The sequence below is a fragment of the Burkholderia sp. BCC1996 genome (genome assembly GCF_905339955.1).
In the GTDB taxonomy this organism is placed as follows: domain Bacteria; phylum Pseudomonadota; class Gammaproteobacteria; order Burkholderiales; family Burkholderiaceae; genus Burkholderia.
Genome location: NZ_CAJPHM010000023.1, coordinates 60874 through 78271 on the forward strand (window position 1 = coordinate 60874; position 17398 = coordinate 78271).

Below are 17398 nucleotides of genomic sequence, written 5' to 3' on the forward strand. Positions count from 1 at the left end.
CGACGCACCGGCACGCGTCGCATCACGCGGCGTGCGCGACCGCTTCGGTCGTGCCGCCGTCCCGGCCGGCCGCTTCGTCGCGCCGCGTGAACACCTCGTGCGCGGCGAACAACGCATTGAGCGCGGCCGGAAAGCCCGCGTAGACGGCCATCTGCATGAACACCTCGACGATCTCGTCGCGGGTGCAGCCGACGTTCAGCGCAGCCTCGATATGCACCTTCAGCTGCGGCTGCGCGTTGCCGAGCGCGGCCAGTGCGGCGATCGTTGCGATCTCGCGCGCTTTCAGGTCGAGCTGCGGCCGGCTGTAGATGTCGCCGAACGGAAATTCGATCAACATCCGGCCGAAATCCGGCGCGATCGACGCGAGCGCGGTGATCACGCGCTCGCCCGCTTCGCCGTCGATTTCCTTCAGCTTGTCCCAGCCCCGCGCATAGCGGTCGTCAACGCGTTGTTCCATGGTGTCCGTCCTGTTCCGAGAATGAGTGAGTAGGGTTCGCCCGTCGTTCCGTCTCGCGTTCCTGCGTCTCGTAGTACGTGATCTTGTCGCCGATCGCGTCGAGGCTCGCCTGCAGTTCCGCGATATGCGCGCGCACCGCGTCGCGATGCGCGGCCAGCAAGTGCCGCCGCGCACCGAACGTCGACTCGCCTTGCGCACGCAGCGCCGCGAACTGCTGCATCTGCGCGATCGGCATGCCGGTCGCCTTCAGGCGCATCACGAAGTCCAGCCAGTCAAGATCAGCCGGCGCGTAGAGCCGGTGCCCGGCTGCCGTGCGCGAAATCGCGCGCAGCAGGCCGGCCTGCTCGTAATACCGCAGCGTATGCGTCGACACGCCGGTCAGTTCGGCGACTTGCCCGATCGTGAGCGGACCGGCGGCGGAAGGTCTGGATACGGTTTTCGACATGGCAGGAACAAGGTTAGGAGTTAGAGTTCACTCTAAGTCAAGCGTTGTCGCACGGCCAAGTACAACAATTTGGAATCACCGCCGCGGACACCGTAAAGAATGGTCAAAACCGCCGCCCGACGCGGCTTTCCGTCTTTACAGCGACGCAAGCCTTCAGCAAGATTCGGTCAGCCTGTCTCAAAAAGGGCACGCATTTGTCCTATGCTTAACGGCGACGCCCGGCCAGGTCTCGCCCCGCCGTCCGTTGCAACAGCCATTCATCCGTCAGAACCAGGGAGCCTTTGCCATGCTGAAAAAGCTGCTGATGCTGTTCGTCGCGCTATCGCTGTCGCTTGCCGCCGGCCTCGCCGCGGCCGTCGAAGTCAACACGGCCGACCAGGCCGCGCTCGAATCGGTGAAGGGCCTCGGCCCCGTGAAGTCGAAGGCGATCATCGACGAACGCACCAAGAACGGCCCGTTCAAGGACGCGGACGATCTCGCGAACCGCGTGAAGGGTCTCGGCACGAAGTCGGTCGGGCATCTCGAGGAAAACGGCCTGACGATCGGCGGCTCGTCGACGCCGCCGAAGGGCGTGAAGCTGTCGAAGCCGGCCGCGACGACGCCGGCGACGACCCCGTCGACCACGCCGGCCACGACGCCGGCAGGCATCGCTCCGACGTCGACGACCGCGACGGCCGGCACGACGGCGACGGCACCTGCACCGGCCGCGAGCGCTCCGGAAGCGGCGACCAAGCCGGCCAAGGGCAAGCGCGCCTCGAAGAAGGACAAGGCGGCCGCAGCCGCGGCGGCCTCCGCCGACGCGGGCGCGGGCGCGAGCGCGCCGGCCGCAGCGTCGTCCACGAAGGCGACGAAGGGTTCGAAGAAGAAGAGCAAGAAGGACAAGGCAGCCTCCGCCGCCGCGGCGTCGGGCGCCTGATGTGCGCCGCGTGCGCGATGGCGTGCGCGCGGCATTCGATCAACGGGCGCCGTCGTCACGGCGCCCTTTTCAGTAAAGGTGAAGAACCATGGGTCTCCTCGATATCGTTGGCGGTCTGCTCGGCGGCCAGGCCGGCGGCAACTCGCAAAGCGCGCTGATCGCGACCGCGCTCGAATTCATCAACAACCAGCCGGGCGGGCTGAACGGCCTGATCGAGAAGTTCCAGAAAGGCGGCGCCGGCGACGTGATCGGCTCGTGGGTCGGCACCGGCGAAAACCAGCCGATCTCGCCCGACACGTTGCAGAACGTGCTCGGCTCGGACGTCGTCGGTTCGCTCGCCAGCAAGATCGGCATCGATCCGGGCCAGGCCTCGTCGATCCTCGCGCAGGTGCTGCCGCACGTCGTCAACAGCGCGACGCCGAACGGCGAAGTGCCGGCCGGCGGCCAGATCGACACGTCGAACGTGCTCGGTACGCTCACGCAGCTCGCCGGCATGTTCGGCGGCAACAAGCAGGCTTGAGCCGCGCCGGCTGACGGCCTCGGCGGCGGTTTCGGCCGCCCATATGCAAACACCCCGCCTGAGCGGGGTGTTTGTTTTTGCGTGCCCGGCGCGAACCGGACACGCGGCCGATGGCCGGCGATCAGTGCACGACGCGGTCGAACACGAACTGGCCGTCGTTGACGTCGACCGGGATCACGTCCTTCGGACCGAAGCGGCCCGCGAGGATCAGCTTCGCGACCGGGTTCTCGATCTCCTGCTGGATCGCGCGCTTCAGCGGCCGCGCGCCGAACACCGGATCGTAGCCGACCTTCGCGATCTGTTCGAGCGCCGCCGGCGACACGTCGAGCGCCATGTCGAGCTTCGCGAGCCGGTCGTGCAGGCGCGCGAGCTGGATCTTCGCGATCGACTCGATGTTGCTGCGATCGAGCGCGTGGAACACGACGACGTCGTCGATCCGGTTCAGGAACTCCGGACGGAAGTGCTGCTTCACTTCGAGCCACACGGCGTCCTTGATCTCTTCCTGCGGCGAACCCGTCATCGCCTGGATCACCTGCGAGCCGAGGTTCGACGTCATCACGATCACCGTGTTCTTGAAGTCGACCGTACGCCCCTGCCCGTCGGTCATGCGGCCGTCGTCGAGCACCTGCAGCAGCACGTTGAACACGTCCGGATGCGCCTTCTCGATCTCGTCGAGCAGGATCACGCTGTACGGCTTGCGGCGCACGGCTTCCGTCAGGTAGCCGCCTTCCTCGTAGCCGACGTAGCCCGGCGGCGCGCCGATCAGCCGCGCGACGCTGTGCTTCTCCATGAACTCGCTCATGTCGATGCGGATCAGGTGCTCTTCGGAATCGAACAGGAACGACGCCAGCGCCTTGCACAGCTCGGTCTTGCCGACCCCCGTCGGGCCGAGGAACAGGAACGAGCCGTACGGACGGTTCGGATCGGCGAGACCCGCGCGCGAACGACGGATCGCATCCGCGACCGCGCTGATCGCCTCGTCCTGGCCGACCACGCGCTCGTGCAGCTTTTCCTCGATGTGCAGCAGCTTCTCGCGTTCGCCCTGCATCATCCGCGACACCGGAATCCCGGTTGCGCGCGACACGACTTCCGCGATTTCTTCGGCGCCGACCTGCGTGCGGAGCAGCCGCGGACGCGTCGGGTTGTGCTGCTCCTGCTCTTCGGCCTGCGTGACCTGCTTCAGTCGCGACTCGAGTTGCGGCAGCTTGCCGTACTGCAGCTCGGCGACCTTCTCCAGCTTGCCTTCCCGCTGCAGACGCGCGATGTCGGCGCGCACCTTCTCGATCTCTTCCTTGAGCTGCGCGCTGCCCTGCACCGCGGCCTTCTCGGCGGTCCAGATCTCTTCCAGGTCAGCATATTCGCGACCAAGGCGCTCGATCTCTTCCTCGATCAGCTGCAGGCGCTTCTGCGACGCTTCGTCCTGCTCCTTCTTCACGGCCTCGCGCTCGATCTTCAGCTGGATCAGCCGGCGATCGAGCTTGTCCATCTCTTCGGGCTTCGAATCGATTTCCATCTTGATCTTCGACGCAGCCTCGTCGATCAGGTCGATCGCCTTGTCCGGCAGGAAACGATCGGTGATGTAGCGATGCGACAGCTCGGCCGCGGCGACGATCGCCGGGTCGGTGATGTCGACGCCGTGGTGCAGCTCGTACTTCTCCTGCAGCCCGCGCAGGATCGCGATCGTCGCCTCGACGCTCGGCTCGTCGACGAGCACCTTCTGGAAGCGGCGCTCGAGCGCGGCATCCTTCTCGATGTACTTGCGGTATTCGTCGAGCGTGGTCGCGCCGATGCAGTGCAGCTCGCCGCGCGACAGCGCCGGCTTCAGCATGTTGCCCGCGTCCATCGCGCCTTCGGCCTTGCCGGCACCGACCATCGTGTGGATCTCGTCGATGAACACGATCGTCTGGCCTTCGTCCTTCGCGATGTCGTTGAGCACGGCCTTCAGGCGCTCCTCGAACTCGCCGCGATACTTCGCGCCGGCGAGCAGCGCGGCCATGTCGAGCGACAGCACGCGCTTGCCCTTCAGCGTCTCGGGCACTTCGCCGTTGACGATCCGCTGCGCGAGCCCTTCGACGATCGCGGTCTTGCCGACGCCCGGCTCGCCGATCAGCACCGGGTTGTTCTTGGTGCGCCGCTGCAGGATCTGGATCGAACGGCGGATTTCGTCGTCGCGGCCGATCACCGGATCGAGCTTGCCCGCGCGGGCGCGCTCGGTCAGGTCGACCGTGTATTTCTTCAGCGCCTCGCGCTGGCTTTCCGCGTCCTGGCTGTGCACCTGCGAGCCGCCACGCACCGCGGCGATCGCGGCTTCGAGCGCCTTGCGCGTGAGGCCGTGCTGGCGGGCCAGCTTGCCGGCTTCGCCCTTGTCGTCGGACACGGCGAGCAGGAACATCTCGCTCGCGATGAACGTGTCGTTGAGCTTCTGCGCTTCCTTGTCGGCCTGGTTCAGCAGCCCGGCCAGCTCCCGGCCGATCTGGATGTCGCCGCCCGTGCCCGTCACTTGCGGCAGGCGCGAAATGGCTTCGTTCAGCGCGCCTTGCAGCGCCTGCACGTGAACGCCCGCGCGCGACATCAGCGAGCGGGCGGAGCCGTCCTGCTGCGCGACCAGCGCCGCCAGCACGTGAACGGGTTCGATGTATTGATTGTCGCGGCCTGCCGCGAGGCTTTGCGCGTCAGAGAGTGCTTCCTGGAACTTGGTGGTGAGCTTGTCGATTCTCATTTGGTGAGACCTCCAATTTTCGATTAACACCAAGATGAGGATGGTTATACGGGTTTCAAGCGAAATTCGGGTTGATTCAACGCAAAAATCGCCGGGCGGCGACGCGGCGGCCTGTGGGCGGGCCACCGCGCGGACGGCGGGGACGGCGCCGGCGTGTCAGTCACCCCTCGACGACGATTCGGCGGCCGCCGGCGCGTCATCCCCGGACGGTTCGGCGCGCACCCGCGCGACCGGACGAATGCCCAGCAGCGCGGCGAGCGGCGACGCGGGCACGCTCAGCTCGCCGAGCGTGTGGCGGTCGAGCTCGGCGAAGAATGCGTCGCGCGCGGCCGCCAGCACACCCTTCAGGCGGCATTGCGGCTCGATCACGCAGCCGCGCGCCTCGTCGCCGTCGGCCACGAAGCAGCCGACCAGCGCGAAATCGTTCTCGGTCGCGCGCACCACCTGGCCGACCGTCAGCTTCAGCGATTCGGGGAACAGCCGCAGCCCGCCGTTGCGGCCGCGCACGGTGTCGACCCAGCCGAGCTCGCCGAGCTGCTGCACGACTTTCATCAGATGGTTCTTCGAGATGCCGTAGGCGTCCGAGATCTCCTGGATCGTCGCGAGCCCCTCGCCGCGCACGGCGAGATACAGCATGACGCGCAGCGAGTAGTCGGTGTAGTCGGTGAGTCTCATGAGCAGATACGGAAAATCGTCGATCGTGCCCCGCTCGGGCGAAGCGGGTCGATCGGAACGCGCGCCGGGGCGGCTGTCGAGGCCACCGACGACGCCGGGTTGCCGGGACGGCCTGCGCGCAATAAGATGCATGACATCTGCGCATTTTTCAGGCAGGGGTGGACGCTATTTTGCGTCAAAATTCCGTCGGCGTCCTGCGCGTTGCCCACGCCGCCGTTCCGCCGACACGTCACCGATGCCCTGAATTTCCCGGCCCTTTTTTGCCATGACCGCCCTGCCCGCCACGCCCGATACCGCTCCGGCCCGCCTGCGCGACGCCGAACCGACCGAAAACAACATCCGCGACCTCGTGTACGCGTTCTACGACCGCGTGCGCGCCGATCCGCTGCTCGGCCCCGTGTTCGACGCGAAGCTGGACGGCCGCTGGGACGACCATCTGCCGAAGATGGTGAGCTTCTGGTCGAGCCTCGTGCTCGGCACCAAGGGCTATCGCGGCAACGTGCAGCAGGCGCACCAGCCGCTCGACGGGATCGAGCCCGCGCATTTCAGCCGCTGGCTGTCGCTGTTCCTGAAGACCGTCGAGGGCCGCTACACGCCGCCCGCGGCCATCCGCTTCATGGAGCCTGCGCTGCGGATCGCGCAGAGCCTGCAGTTGAGCCGATTCGGCTGGGATTACCCGATTCCGCCCGAGCAGCAGGCGCTGCTCGATGCGATCGCGCCGCGCCGCCGCGACACGGGCGACGATCCGCATGCGCTGCCGTCACGCGCCCGCGGCGAGCCGTTTCCGACGAGGATCATCGGACGCGGCACGGATCCGGACGCCTGACACGACGATTCGCGGCGCTCGAACCCTCGAGCGCCTGCGGCACATCGCCGCACAATGCGAACGCCGCGCTCAACGCGGCGTGTTACCCGATTCGACGCCCCAGCGCGCGAGCGCCGCATCGTCGGTACTGCGGGCATCGACCCAGCGCTCGCCGTCCGGCGTCGTTTCCTTCTTCCAGAACGGCGCCTCGGTCTTCAGGTAGTCCATCACGAATTCGCACGACGCGAACGCGTCGCCGCGATGCGACGCGACCGTCGCGACCATCACGATCTGGTCGAGCGGCAGCAGCCGGCCGACGCGGTGCACGATCGCGACGTCGATCCCGGGCCAGCGCCGGCCGGCCTCGGCGGCGATCTTCTCGAGCGCCTTCTCGGTCATCCCCGGATAGTGCTCGAGCTCCATCGCGGCGACCGAATCGCCTTCGTTCAGGTCGCGCACGGTGCCGACGAAGCATGCGACCGCGCCGATCTTCGGGTTGCGCGCGCGCAGTGCCGCGACTTCGGTGTTCAGGTCGAAGTCGTCGGTCTGGATTCGTATCGTTGCCATCATCTGCCTCTGTCGACCAGAGTTAGCGCTTCAGCGCTTACTCTGGTCCCATGCTTCGCGGTCGACCAGAGTTAGCGCTTTAGCGCTTACTCGGGTCCCATGCTTTGCGGTCGACCAGAGTTAGCGCTTTAGTGCTTGCTCTAGTCCGATGCTTCGCGGTCGACCAGAGTTGGCGCTTTAGCACCTACTCCGGTCCCATCCCAAGCTCAACCGCCCGTCACCGGCGGAAAGAACGCGACCTCGCAACCGTCGGTGAGCCGCGTATCGGGATCGGTCATCTCGTGATTGCATGCCATGCGCAACGCGCGCCCTTCGGCGAGCGTTTCGGCCCACGCGCCGCCACGCAGGCGCAGCCAGGCGCGCACGTCGCCGACGGTCGTCACGCCGTCCGGCACGTCGGCCTGCTCGTCGGACACGCCCAGCGCCTCGCGCACGCTTGCAAAGAATTTCAGCTGAATCTTCATAGGTCGGGAAGCCGTCGTATTACGACAGCAGTTCGGAAAACGGAATGAAACGCACGGTCTCGCCCGCGCTGATCGCGTGCTGCGGCGGATTGTCGATCAGGCCGTCGCCCCAGACCGTCGACGTCAGCACCGCCGAGCTCTGGTTCGGGAACAGGTCGAGGCCGCCGGCCGCGTTGACGCGCGCGCGCAGGAATTCGTTGCGCCGGTCACCCTTGCCTTGCGAGAAGTCCGCGCGCAGCGACAGCGCACGCGGCGCGACGTCGCGCACGCCGGACAGGCGCAGCAGGAACGGCCGCACGAACAGCAGGAACGTGACGAAGCTCGACACGGGGTTGCCCGGCAGCCCGATGAAATGGGCGTCGGGACGCGCGTCGCCGCGACGCACCGCGCCGAACGCGAGCGGCTTGCCCGGCTTCATCGCGATCTGCCACAGCGCGAGCCGCCCTTCGGCCTCGACGGCCGGCTTCACGTGATCCTCGTCGCCGACCGATACGCCGCCGCTTGTCAGGATCACGTCGTGATCGCGCGCGGCCTCGCGCAGCGTGTCGCGGGTCGCCGCGAGCGAGTCGGGCACGATCCCGTAATCGGTCACGTGGCAGCCGAGCCGCTCGAGCAGCCCGCGCAGCGTGAAGCGGTTCGAGTTGTAGATCGCGCCGGGCTTCAGCGGCTCGCCCGGCATCGTCAGTTCGTCGCCGGTGAAGAACACCGCGACGCGAATCCGCCGCGCGACCGACACCCGCGCGCAGCCGACCGACGCGGCCAGCCCGAGCGCCTGCGGCGTGAGCCGCGTGCCGGACGGCAGGATCACCGAACCCTGGCGGATGTCCGCGCCCTGCGCAGTGATCCATTCACCGGCCTTCGGCGTGTGCAGGATCTCGACCGCATCGCCGTCGGCCGACGTCTGTTCCTGCATCACGACGGCGTCGGCGCCGGCCGGCACCGTCGCGCCGGTGAAGATCCGCGCGGCCGTGCCCGCCGCGAGCGGCGCGGCCGGATGGCCGGCCGGAATCCGCTGCGACACCGGCAGGCGCCGCTCGCCGTGCAGCAGGTCGGCGACGCGCACCGCGTAGCCGTCCATCGCGCTCGTATGCATCGGCGGCACGTCGAGCGGCGAGCTCACGTCGGCCGCCAGCACGCGGCCGAGCGCATCGAGCGTGGCGACGGTTTCGGCGCCGGGCAACGGCTTCGCGGCTTCGAGCAGCGCGGCCAGCGCCTCGGCGGTCGACAGCATCGGCGCGCGCGGCGCCGCGGGATTCGGGTTCGACATCGATGGAATCGGGGAAACGTTGGAGTCAATACGTCATTGTAGCGACGCCGTCGCGCCCACGCGCGATATGCCGGACATGCGGCAACTGTGATCGGCGCGAACACGCGGCACTGGCACTCGTTTCGATTTACTTGTTTCGATTCGCGCGCCGTCGGACGGCGCGCCCGTGCGCGGCCGCCGCCCAACCCAAACAAAACGGCCGGAACCCCGATCCGTGCGACGAATCGGCATTCCGGCCGTGCTGCGCCGCCGGGCTTGCGACCCCGCGGCACGGTGCTACCCCGGTGCTACGTCATGCGCCCGTATGCGCGACGATGAAGTCCTTCACCTGCTGCGCGTCGGCCTTCACGACCTCGAAACGCTGCGGCAGCGCCTCGAGCCCGTCGAATGCGGCGGGCCGCTCGGCCTCGCGATCGAGCGCTTCGCGGATCGTCTCGCCGAACTTGATCGGCTGGGCCGTCTCGAGCACGACCATCGGCACGCCCGCGTCGAGATGCTCGCGCGCGACCTTCACGCCGTCGGCCGTGTGCGTATCGATCATCGTGTCGTAGCGCGCGAACACGTCGCGGATCGTCGCGATCCGGTCCGTGTGGCTGCTGCGGCCCGACACGAAGCCGAACTCGGCGACGCGCGCGAAATCGCCGCTCGCCGCGAGATCGAAACCACCCTTCTCCTCGACGTCGCGGAACAGCTGCATCACGCGAGCCGGATCGCGGCCGAGCAGGTCGAACACGAAGCGCTCGAAGTTCGACGCCTTCGAGATGTCCATGCTCGGGCTGCTCGTGTGATAGGTGTTTTCCGCGCTGCGCACGCGGTATGCGCCGGTGCGGAAGAACTCGTCGAGCACGTCGTTCTCGTTGGTGGCGACCACGAGCTTCGCGATCGGCAGGCCCATCATCCGCGCGATGTGACCCGCGCAGACGTTGCCGAAGTTGCCCGACGGCACCGTAAATGACACGCGCTCGTCGTTCGACGTCGTCGCCGCGAAATAGCCCTTGAAGTAGTACACGACCTGCGCGACGACGCGCGCCCAGTTGATCGAGTTGACCGTGCCGATCTTCTGCTGCGCCTTGAACGCGTGATCGTTCGAGACGGCCTTCACGATGTCCTGGCAGTCGTCGAACACGCCTTCGACCGCGAGGTTGAAGATGTTCGGATCCTGCAGGCTGAACATCTGGGCGGTCTGGAACGCGCTCATCTTCTTGTGCGGCGACAGCATGAACACGCGCACACCTGCCTTGCCGCGCATCGCGTACTCGGCCGCGCTGCCGGTGTCGCCCGACGTCGCGCCGAGGATGTTCAGCGCTTCGCCGTGCTTCGCGAGCGTGTACTCGAACAGGTTGCCGAGCAGCTGCATCGCCATGTCCTTGAACGCGAGCGTCGGGCCGTTCGACAGTTCGAGCAGCGACAGCGCCGCGCCGTTCTCGGTGCCGAGTGTCTTCAGCGGCGTGATGTCGGACGCGTTCTCGCCGTGGCGCGTGTTGCTGTATACGGCGGCCGTATAGGTGCGGCGCGTGATCGCGCGCAGGTCGTCGGCCGGCACGTCATCGCAGAACTTCGACAGGATCTCGAACGCGAGATCCGCGTACGGCAGCGTGCGCCAGCGCGCGAGTTCGTCGGCCGACACCTGCGGGTACTCGGCCGGCAGGTACAGCCCGCCGTCCTTCGCAAGGCCGCCGAGCAGGATGTCGGAGAACGTGTGGCGCTCGCCGATGCCGGCGCCGCGCGTGGAGATGTAGTTCATGTCGTTCCTGGTCCTCAGTTCAGCGCTTCCATGCGCAGCTTCGTCACCTTCGAGACCACCGTCGCGAGGCTCTCGATCTGCGCGATCGCCGCGTTCACGTGCTTCTCGAGCGTCTCGTGCGTGATCAGGATGATGTCGGTTTCGCCGTTCGCGTCGTCGACCTGCTCCGATTCCTTCTGCAGCAGCGCGTCGATCGAGATGCCCGTGGCGGCGAGGATGCGCGTGATGTCCGCGAGCACGCCGGTCTGGTCGGCCACGCGCAGGCGCAGGTAGTAGCCGCTCGTCACTTCCTCGATCGGCAGGATCGGCGTGTTCGACAGGCTGTCCGGCTGGAACGCGAGATGCGGCACGCGATGCTCGGGGTCGGCCGTGTGCAGGCGCGTGACGTCGACGAGATCCGCGACGACCGCCGACGCGGTCGGTTCCGCGCCCGCGCCCTTGCCGTAGTACAGCGTCGTGCCGACCGCGTCGCCGTGCACGACGACCGCGTTCATCGCGCCCTCGACGTTCGCGAGCAGGCGCTTCTCCGGAATCAGCGTCGGGTGCACGCGCAGCTCGATGCCGTTTTCGGCGCGGCGCGCGATGCCGAGCAGCTTGATCCGGTAGCCGAGCTCTTCCGCGTAGCGGATGTCGGTCGCGTCGAGCTTGCTGATGCCTTCGACGTAGGCACGGTCGAACTGGACCGGCACGCCGAACGCGATCGCGCTCATGATGGTCGCCTTGTGCGCGGCGTCGACGCCTTCGATGTCGAAGGTCGGATCGGCTTCCGCATAGCCGAGCTCCTGCGCGGCCTTCAGCGCGGTCGCGAAGTCGAGGCCGCGGTCGCGCATTTCCGACAGGATGTAGTTCGTCGTGCCGTTGATGATGCCGGCGATGTACTGGATGCGGTTCGCGGTCAGGCCTTCGCGCAGCGCCTTGATGATCGGGATGCCGCCGGCGACGGCCGCCTCGAACGCGACCATCACGCCCTTCTCGCGCGCGGCCTCGAAGATCTCGGTGCCGTGCACCGCGAGCAGCGCCTTGTTCGCCGTCACGACGTGCTTGCCGTTCGCGATCGCGCGCAGCACGAGCTCGCGTGCGATGCCCGTACCGCCGATCATCTCGGCGATGATCGAGATCGACGGATCGTCGACGACCGCGTTGAAATCGTCGGTGATCTGCGCGGCGCCGGCGTTACCGCCGAGTGCGGCCTGCGCCTTGGCCGGATTGCGCACGGCAATGCGCGCGATCTCGATGCCGCGCCCCGCGCGTCGCTTGATTTCTTCCTGGTTGCGGTGCAGCACCGTGAAGGTGCCGCTGCCGACGGTGCCGAAGCCCAACAGGCCAACTTTGATCGGTTCCATGCTGCGTGTGATCGATGAGTAAGAATTGAATGAATGCCGGGGGACGCTGTCCGCTCAGACCGAATGACGCTTGCGGTAGCCGTCGAGGAAGCGCGCGATCCGGTTGATCGAATCGGTCAGGTCGTCGAGGTTCGGCAGGAAGACCACGCGGAAGTGATCTGGCGCCGCCCAGTTGAAGCCCGTCCCCTGCACGAGCAGCACGCGTTCCTCGAGCAACAGGTCGAGGATGAACTGCTGGTCGTTCTGGATCGGATAAAGCTTCGGATCGAGGCGCGGGAACATGTACAGCGCGGCCTGCGGCTTCACGCAGGTCACGCCGGGAATCGACGTGAGCATGTCGTATGCGAGCTCGCGCTGCTTGAAGAGGCGCCCGCTCGGCACGATCAGCTCGTTGATGCTCTGGTAGCCGCCGAGCGCGGTCTGGATCGCGAACTGCCCGGGCACGTTCGCGCACAGGCGCATCGACGACAGGATCCCGAGGCCTTCCAGGTAATCCTTCGCGCGCCGGCGGTTGTCGCCGCCGAGGCCCGACACGGCCATCCAGCCCGCGCGGTAGCCGCACGAGCGATAGCTCTTCGACAGGCTGTTGAACGTGACGGTGATCACGTCTTCCGACAGCGAGCCCAGCGCCGTGTGCTCGAGCCCGTCGTAGACGATCTTGTCGTAGACCTCGTCGGCGAACACGATCAGCCCGTGCTGACGCGCGATCTCGAGCAGCTCGAGCAGCAATTCGTCGGAATAAAGCGCGCCGGTCGGGTTGTTCGGGTTGATCACGACGATCGCCTTGGTGTTCGGCGTGATCTTGCGGCGGATGTCGTCGAGGTCGGGCATCCACGCGTTCTGCTCGTCGCACACGTAGTGCACGGGCGTGCCGCCCGACAGGCTCACGGCGGCCGTCCACAGCGGGTAGTCGGGCGCCGGCAGCAGCACTTCGTCGCCGTCGTTCAGCAGCGCCTGGGTCGCCATCACGATCAGCTCGGACGCGCCGTTGCCGATGTAGATGTCGTCGAGGCCGACACCGACGACGCCCTTTTGCTGCGTGTAGTGCATCACGGCCTTGCGGGCCGAGAACACGCCCTTCGAATCCGAATAGCCGGACGACGCCGGCAGGTTGCGGATCATGTCCTGGATGATTTCGTCCGGCGCGTCGAAACCGAACGGCGCGAGGTTGCCGATGTTCAGCTTGATGATGCGGTGGCCTTCTTCCTCGAGGCGCTTCGCGTGCTCGAGCACCGGGCCACGGATGTCGTAGCAGACGTTGAGCAGCTTGTTCGACTTCTGAATCGGTTTCACGACGACACGGTTCCTGGGTTGGCCTTGCGGCCGGGGGACGGGATCAAAACTGGAGAGCGGCTGGTCTATGCGCGCTGTCTAGACTGGGGAAAATGCGGGCAGTCGGACGCGGCTTGTGGCGACGCACGATGCAAGTGGCGCCCGGGGGCGACCAAAAAGTTATAATTTAGCGGATTTTGGCCAACTTTCGCAATGCACCATGGCCGCTCCGGGCCCGCGCCGTCAGGCGTCCCGCGTGCGCCGGTCGCGAAACGGCCGCCCGGGCCCGTGCGGCCCTTGCCAGACCTTCCCTCCACGGAACCGCGGAATACCGATTTGAAACTGCACCAGGACACGAGCGGCGCGCTCAACACCGTCACCGGCTACGGCCCCGATTATGTCGACGTCAACCTCCAACGCCACGAAGGGAGCGTCATCGTGCTGCCCGGCGCACCGGTGCGGGACTGGCCCGTATCGTCGTTCGACGCGCTCGCGCCCGAGCATTTCGCGATGCTGCTCGACCCGGCCCCCGAACTCGTGATCTTCGGCAGCGGCGCGCGGCTGCGCTTCCCGCACCCGCGCCTCGTGGCCGCGCTGACGGCCAAGCGGATCGGCGTCGAGACGATGGATTTCCAGGCCGCCTGCCGGACCTACAACATCCTGATGGCCGAGGGCCGCAAAGTGGCCGCCGCGCTCTTAATTGAACGTTAATCCCCGATGCGGTAAAACTCGGGCCGGCACACCGGGTCGATCCCCGGATCATCACGCGGATCGGCAACCGGCAAGCCGGCCGCCGCCGGCGCGACCCGCCGGTGGCGCTTACAACAACCAACAGGCTGAAAATTCATGAACGATACGCCGTCGAGGCTACCGCTCAATCGCATCACGCTCGTCCTCCTGCTCGTCGCGCTCGCGATCGTCTGGTTCGCGCCGCTCGGGCTGCGCCACCTGATCCCGAGCGACGAAGGCCGCTACGCGGAAATGGCGCGGGAAATGTTCGTCACCGGCGACTGGATCACGCCGCGCTACAACGGCTACAAGTATTTCGAGAAGCCGCCGCTGCAGACCTGGCTGAACGCGCTGACGTTCGCCTGGTTCGGCATCGGCGAATGGCAGGCGCGCCTGTACACGGGCCTCGCCAGCTTCGCCGGCGTGCTGCTGGTCGGCTTCACGGGCGCGCGCCTGTTCAACCCGCTGTCCGGCTTGCTCGCGGCTATCGTGCTCGCGTGCTCGCCGTACTGGAACCTGATGGGCCACTTCAACGCGCTCGACATGGGGCTCGCGTTCTGGATGGCGCTGTCGCTCTGCTCGCTGCTGCTCGCGCAGCGGCCCGGGCTGCCGGCGGGCGCGGTGCGCGGCTGGATGTGGGCGTGCTGGGCCGCGATGGGGTTCGCCGTGCTGTCCAAGGGCCTCGTCGGCCTGATCCTGCCCGGCGCCGTGCTCGTGCTCTACACGCTGATCGCCCGCGACTGGGCGCTGTGGAAGCGGCTCTACCTGGTCAGCGGCCTCGTGATCTTCTTCGCGATCGTCACGCCGTGGTTCGTGCTCGTCCAGCAGCGCAACCCCGAGTTCTTCAACTTCTTCTTCATCGTCCAGCAGTTCCGCCGCTACCTGACCCCGGAACAGAACCGCCCGGGCCCGTTCTACTATTTCGTGCCGGTGCTGCTGGTCGGCTTCCTGCCGTGGCTGTCGGTCGCGTGGCAGAGCATCCGCCATGCGCTGCGGATGCCGCGCCAGCCGAACGGCTTCTCGCCGATGCTCGTGCTGCTGATCTGGAGCGCGTTCATCTTCCTGTTCTTCAGCACGTCGCACTCGAAACTGATCTCGTACGTGCTGCCGGTCGCGCCGGCGCTCGCGCTGATCATCGGCGCGTACCTGCCGCTGATGAGCGCCGACCGGTTCCGCCGCCACCTGCTCGGCTACCTCGTGTTCTTCGTCGTCGCGGCGTTCGGGATCATCTTCCTCGCGTATCAGGGCGACGCCCGCACGCCGAACGCGCTGTATCGTGCGTTCCAGGTGTGGCTGTACGCGGGCCTCGCGGTCGCGGGCGCGCTGACGCTCGCGGCCGCCTGGCTGAACCGCCGCGTGGGCGTCGCGGCCGCGATCACCGCGTTCGGCGCCGCGTGGCTCGCGTTCGGCACGATCGGCGGCACCGGTCACGACGAATTCGGCCGCTACAGCTCGGGCGCGCTGCTCGCGCCCGCCGTGCGCGCCGAACTGGCGAAGCTGCCGCCCGACACGCCGTTCTACTCGATCGAGATGCTCGATCACACGTTCCCGTTCTATATGGGCCACACGACGATCATGGTCCAGCGCCAGGACGAGCTCGCATTCGGCATCTCGGTCGAGCCGGACAAGTGGATCCCGACCGTCGACCAATGGATCGAACGCTGGAAGCAGGACACCCATGCGCTCGCGATCATGCCGCCCGGCCAGTACGACACGCTGGTCAGGCAAGGCGTGCCGATGCGCGTGATCGCGCGCGACAACCGCCGCGTGATCGTCGAGAAACCGCAATCGTAAGGACGCCCGCCGCATGAATCCCGTTTCGTTCGTCTGCATCATCACCGGCGTGATGCTCAACGCCTGTGCGCAACTTCTGCTGAAAGCCGGCGTCAACGCCGTTGGACACTTCGAATTCAGCCGTGCGAACATCCTGCCGGTCGGCCTGAAGATCGCGACCCAGCTGCCGATCATCGGCGGCCTCGGCTGCTACGTGCTGAGCGTCGTCGTCTGGATTGTCGGGCTGTCGCGGGTCGACGTGTCGATCGCCTACCCGATGCTGTCGCTCGGCTACGTGGTCAACGCGTTCGCCGCCTGGTACCTGTTCGGCGAGGTGCTGTCGGTCCAGCGGCTGGTCGGCATCGGCATCATCCTGATCGGCGTGCTCGTGCTCGCGCGCAGTTGAGCGCGCCCGGCCGGCCCGGCGGGCATTAAGCGTCCGCCTACAAAAAATCACGGTACGAATCCGGCAACCGGTGTTTAATGCCGGTTTCGGGCCGGATCGCCCGCCCCCTTTATTACACGCCATTACAGGCAAAGTGTTCATGAGCCAGACTACCGCTCCGTTCCTGCCGTTCACCCGGCCCGAGATCGACGAGGAAACCATCCAGGGCGTCGTCGACGTGCTGCGCTCGGGCTGGATCACCACCGGCCCGCAGAGCCAGAAGTTCGAAGCCGCGCTGTCCGAGTACTGCGGCGGCCGTCCGGTCCGCGCGTTCAATTCGGGCACCTGCACGCTCGAGATCGGCCTGCGCATCGCGGGCGTCGGCCCCGGCGACGAGGTGATCACGACGCCGGCGTCGTGGGTGTCGACCAGCAACGTGATCCTCGAGACGGGCGCGACGCCCGTGTTCGCCGACATCGACCCCGTCACGCGCAACATCGACCTCGACAAGCTCGAGCAGGCGATCACGCCGCGCACGAAGGCGCTCATCCCGGTCTACCTGGCCGGCCTGCCGGTCGACATGGACCGCCTGTACGCGATTGCGCGCGCACACAACCTGCGCGTGATCGAGGACGCCGCGCAGGCGCTCGGCTCGACGTGGCAAGGCAAGCGCATCGGCGCGATCGGCGACATCGTGTCGTTCAGCTTCCACGCGAACAAGAACCTGACGACGATCGAAGGCGGCGCGCTCGTGCTGAACAACGAGGACGAGGCGACGCTCGCGCAGAAGTACCGGCTGCAGGGCATCACGCGCACCGGCTTCGACGGGATGGACTGCGACGTGCTCGGCGGCAAGTACAACCTGACCGATGTCGCCGCGCGCGTCGGTCTCGGCCAGCTGCCGCACCTCGAGCGCTTCACCGCGCAGCGCCGCGCACTCGCGCGCGCGTATTTCGCCGCGCTCGACGGCGGTGCGGCCGTGCAGCTCGGGCTCGGCCTGCCCGTCGCCGATTTCGAGAACAGCAACTGGCACATGTTCCAGGTCACGCTGCCGCTCGACCGGCTGTCGATCTCGCGCGCCGATTTCATGGCGCAGATGAAGGAGCGCGGCATCGGCACGGGCGTCCACTACCCGGCCATCCATCTTTTCACGCTGTATCGTGCGCGCGGCTTCAAGGAGGGCATGTTCCCCCACGCCGAACGATACGGCGCATCGACCGTCACGCTGCCGCTCTTCACGCAGATGACGGAAGACGACGTGCGTCGCGTGGCCGACGCCATCAACCAGATTTGCGAACAATACGGAAAATAAGCGTA

17 protein-coding genes are annotated in these 17398 nt (G+C 67.0%); 7 read left to right on the forward strand and 10 right to left on the reverse strand.

The annotated features are described in order from the left end of the window. Window positions 1-22 precede the first annotated feature (22 nt). Window positions 23-457 carry a carboxymuconolactone decarboxylase family protein gene (locus U4Z64_RS28475; RefSeq protein WP_321821717.1) on the reverse strand — a complete coding sequence of 145 codons (435 nt, stop codon included), beginning with the start codon at window positions 455-457 and terminating at the stop codon, window positions 23-25. Further along, the gene (locus U4Z64_RS28480) at window positions 441-902 is read right to left on the reverse strand and encodes a MerR family transcriptional regulator (protein WP_321821718.1); all 462 of its coding nucleotides are present in this window, start codon (window positions 900-902) and stop codon (window positions 441-443) included. The genes U4Z64_RS28475 and U4Z64_RS28480 overlap by 17 nt, the downstream gene beginning before the upstream one ends. A 286-nt stretch (window positions 903-1188) precedes the next feature. On the opposite strand from U4Z64_RS28480, the gene U4Z64_RS28485 reads away from it, so the two are divergent. Continuing rightward, entirely contained in the window at window positions 1189-1818 is a 630-nt protein-coding gene (locus U4Z64_RS28485) for a ComEA family DNA-binding protein (RefSeq protein WP_321821719.1), read from the forward strand. Window positions 1819-1906: 88 nt separating this feature from the next. Next, on the forward strand, window positions 1907-2338 hold the full coding sequence (locus tag U4Z64_RS28490) for a YidB family protein (protein ID WP_124486282.1): 432 nt from the start codon (window positions 1907-1909) through the stop codon (window positions 2336-2338). A 121-nt stretch (window positions 2339-2459) separates the two neighbouring features. On the opposite strand, the gene clpB is transcribed toward U4Z64_RS28490, so the two are convergent. Continuing rightward, window positions 2460-5057: an ATP-dependent chaperone ClpB gene (gene clpB, locus U4Z64_RS28495; protein WP_044847251.1), complete on the reverse strand. Its 2598-nt coding sequence runs from the start codon at window positions 5055-5057 to the stop codon at window positions 2460-2462. Between the two features lie 156 nt (window positions 5058-5213). Beyond that, complete coding sequence (locus U4Z64_RS28500; protein WP_321821720.1) at window positions 5214-5732, reverse strand: Rrf2 family transcriptional regulator; 519 nt, start codon at window positions 5730-5732, stop codon at window positions 5214-5216. A gap of 265 nt (window positions 5733-5997) precedes the next feature. Here U4Z64_RS28500 and U4Z64_RS28505 point away from each other — a divergent pair, with 265 nt between their 5' ends. Continuing rightward, on the forward strand, window positions 5998-6558 hold the full coding sequence (locus U4Z64_RS28505) for a group III truncated hemoglobin (protein WP_321809164.1): 561 nt from the start codon (window positions 5998-6000) through the stop codon (window positions 6556-6558). Between the two features lie 69 nt (window positions 6559-6627). Here the strand turns inward: U4Z64_RS28505 and U4Z64_RS28510 are convergent, their stop codons facing one another. The 6 genes from U4Z64_RS28510 to U4Z64_RS28535 all read right to left on the reverse strand — a co-directional run bounded on the left by U4Z64_RS28510 (window position 6628) and on the right by U4Z64_RS28535 (window position 13215). After that, on the reverse strand, window positions 6628-7104 hold the full coding sequence (locus U4Z64_RS28510) for a molybdenum cofactor biosynthesis protein MoaE (protein WP_124486280.1): 477 nt from the start codon (window positions 7102-7104) through the stop codon (window positions 6628-6630). A 206-nt stretch (window positions 7105-7310) separates the two neighbouring features. Next, window positions 7311-7568, reverse strand: a complete 258-nt coding sequence (moaD, locus tag U4Z64_RS28515) for a molybdopterin converting factor subunit 1 (RefSeq protein ID WP_006758354.1) — start codon at window positions 7566-7568, stop codon at window positions 7311-7313. Window positions 7569-7587: 19 nt separating this feature from the next. Then, window positions 7588-8835: a gephyrin-like molybdotransferase Glp gene (gene glp, locus U4Z64_RS28520; protein ID WP_321821721.1), complete on the reverse strand. Its 1248-nt coding sequence runs from the start codon at window positions 8833-8835 to the stop codon at window positions 7588-7590. A gap of 292 nt (window positions 8836-9127) precedes the next feature. Next, a complete protein-coding gene (thrC, locus tag U4Z64_RS28525) occupies window positions 9128-10579 on the reverse strand; it encodes a threonine synthase (protein WP_257771370.1) in 1452 nt (483 codons plus the stop codon). Window positions 10580-10593: 14 nt separating this feature from the next. Further along, window positions 10594-11922: a homoserine dehydrogenase gene (locus U4Z64_RS28530; protein ID WP_124486278.1), complete on the reverse strand. Its 1329-nt coding sequence runs from the start codon at window positions 11920-11922 to the stop codon at window positions 10594-10596. Between the two features lie 54 nt (window positions 11923-11976). After that, window positions 11977-13215: a pyridoxal phosphate-dependent aminotransferase gene (locus tag U4Z64_RS28535; RefSeq protein ID WP_124486277.1), complete on the reverse strand. Its 1239-nt coding sequence runs from the start codon at window positions 13213-13215 to the stop codon at window positions 11977-11979. 315 nt (window positions 13216-13530) lie between these two features. Here U4Z64_RS28535 and U4Z64_RS28540 point away from each other — a divergent pair, with 315 nt between their 5' ends. From U4Z64_RS28540 to U4Z64_RS28555, 4 genes are all read left to right on the forward strand, one after another. Continuing rightward, complete coding sequence (locus U4Z64_RS28540; protein WP_006754746.1) at window positions 13531-13905, forward strand: Mth938-like domain-containing protein; 375 nt, start codon at window positions 13531-13533, stop codon at window positions 13903-13905. Window positions 13906-14040: 135 nt separating this feature from the next. Then, a complete protein-coding gene (locus U4Z64_RS28545) occupies window positions 14041-15717 on the forward strand; it encodes a glycosyltransferase family 39 protein (RefSeq protein WP_321821722.1) in 1677 nt (558 codons plus the stop codon). Window positions 15718-15730: 13 nt separating this feature from the next. Further along, entirely contained in the window at window positions 15731-16102 is a 372-nt protein-coding gene (locus tag U4Z64_RS28550) for an EamA family transporter (RefSeq protein ID WP_044847242.1), read from the forward strand. Between the two features lie 139 nt (window positions 16103-16241). Next, complete coding sequence (locus tag U4Z64_RS28555; RefSeq protein WP_044847241.1) at window positions 16242-17393, forward strand: DegT/DnrJ/EryC1/StrS family aminotransferase; 1152 nt, start codon at window positions 16242-16244, stop codon at window positions 17391-17393. The last annotated feature ends 5 nt before the right edge of the window (window positions 17394-17398 follow it).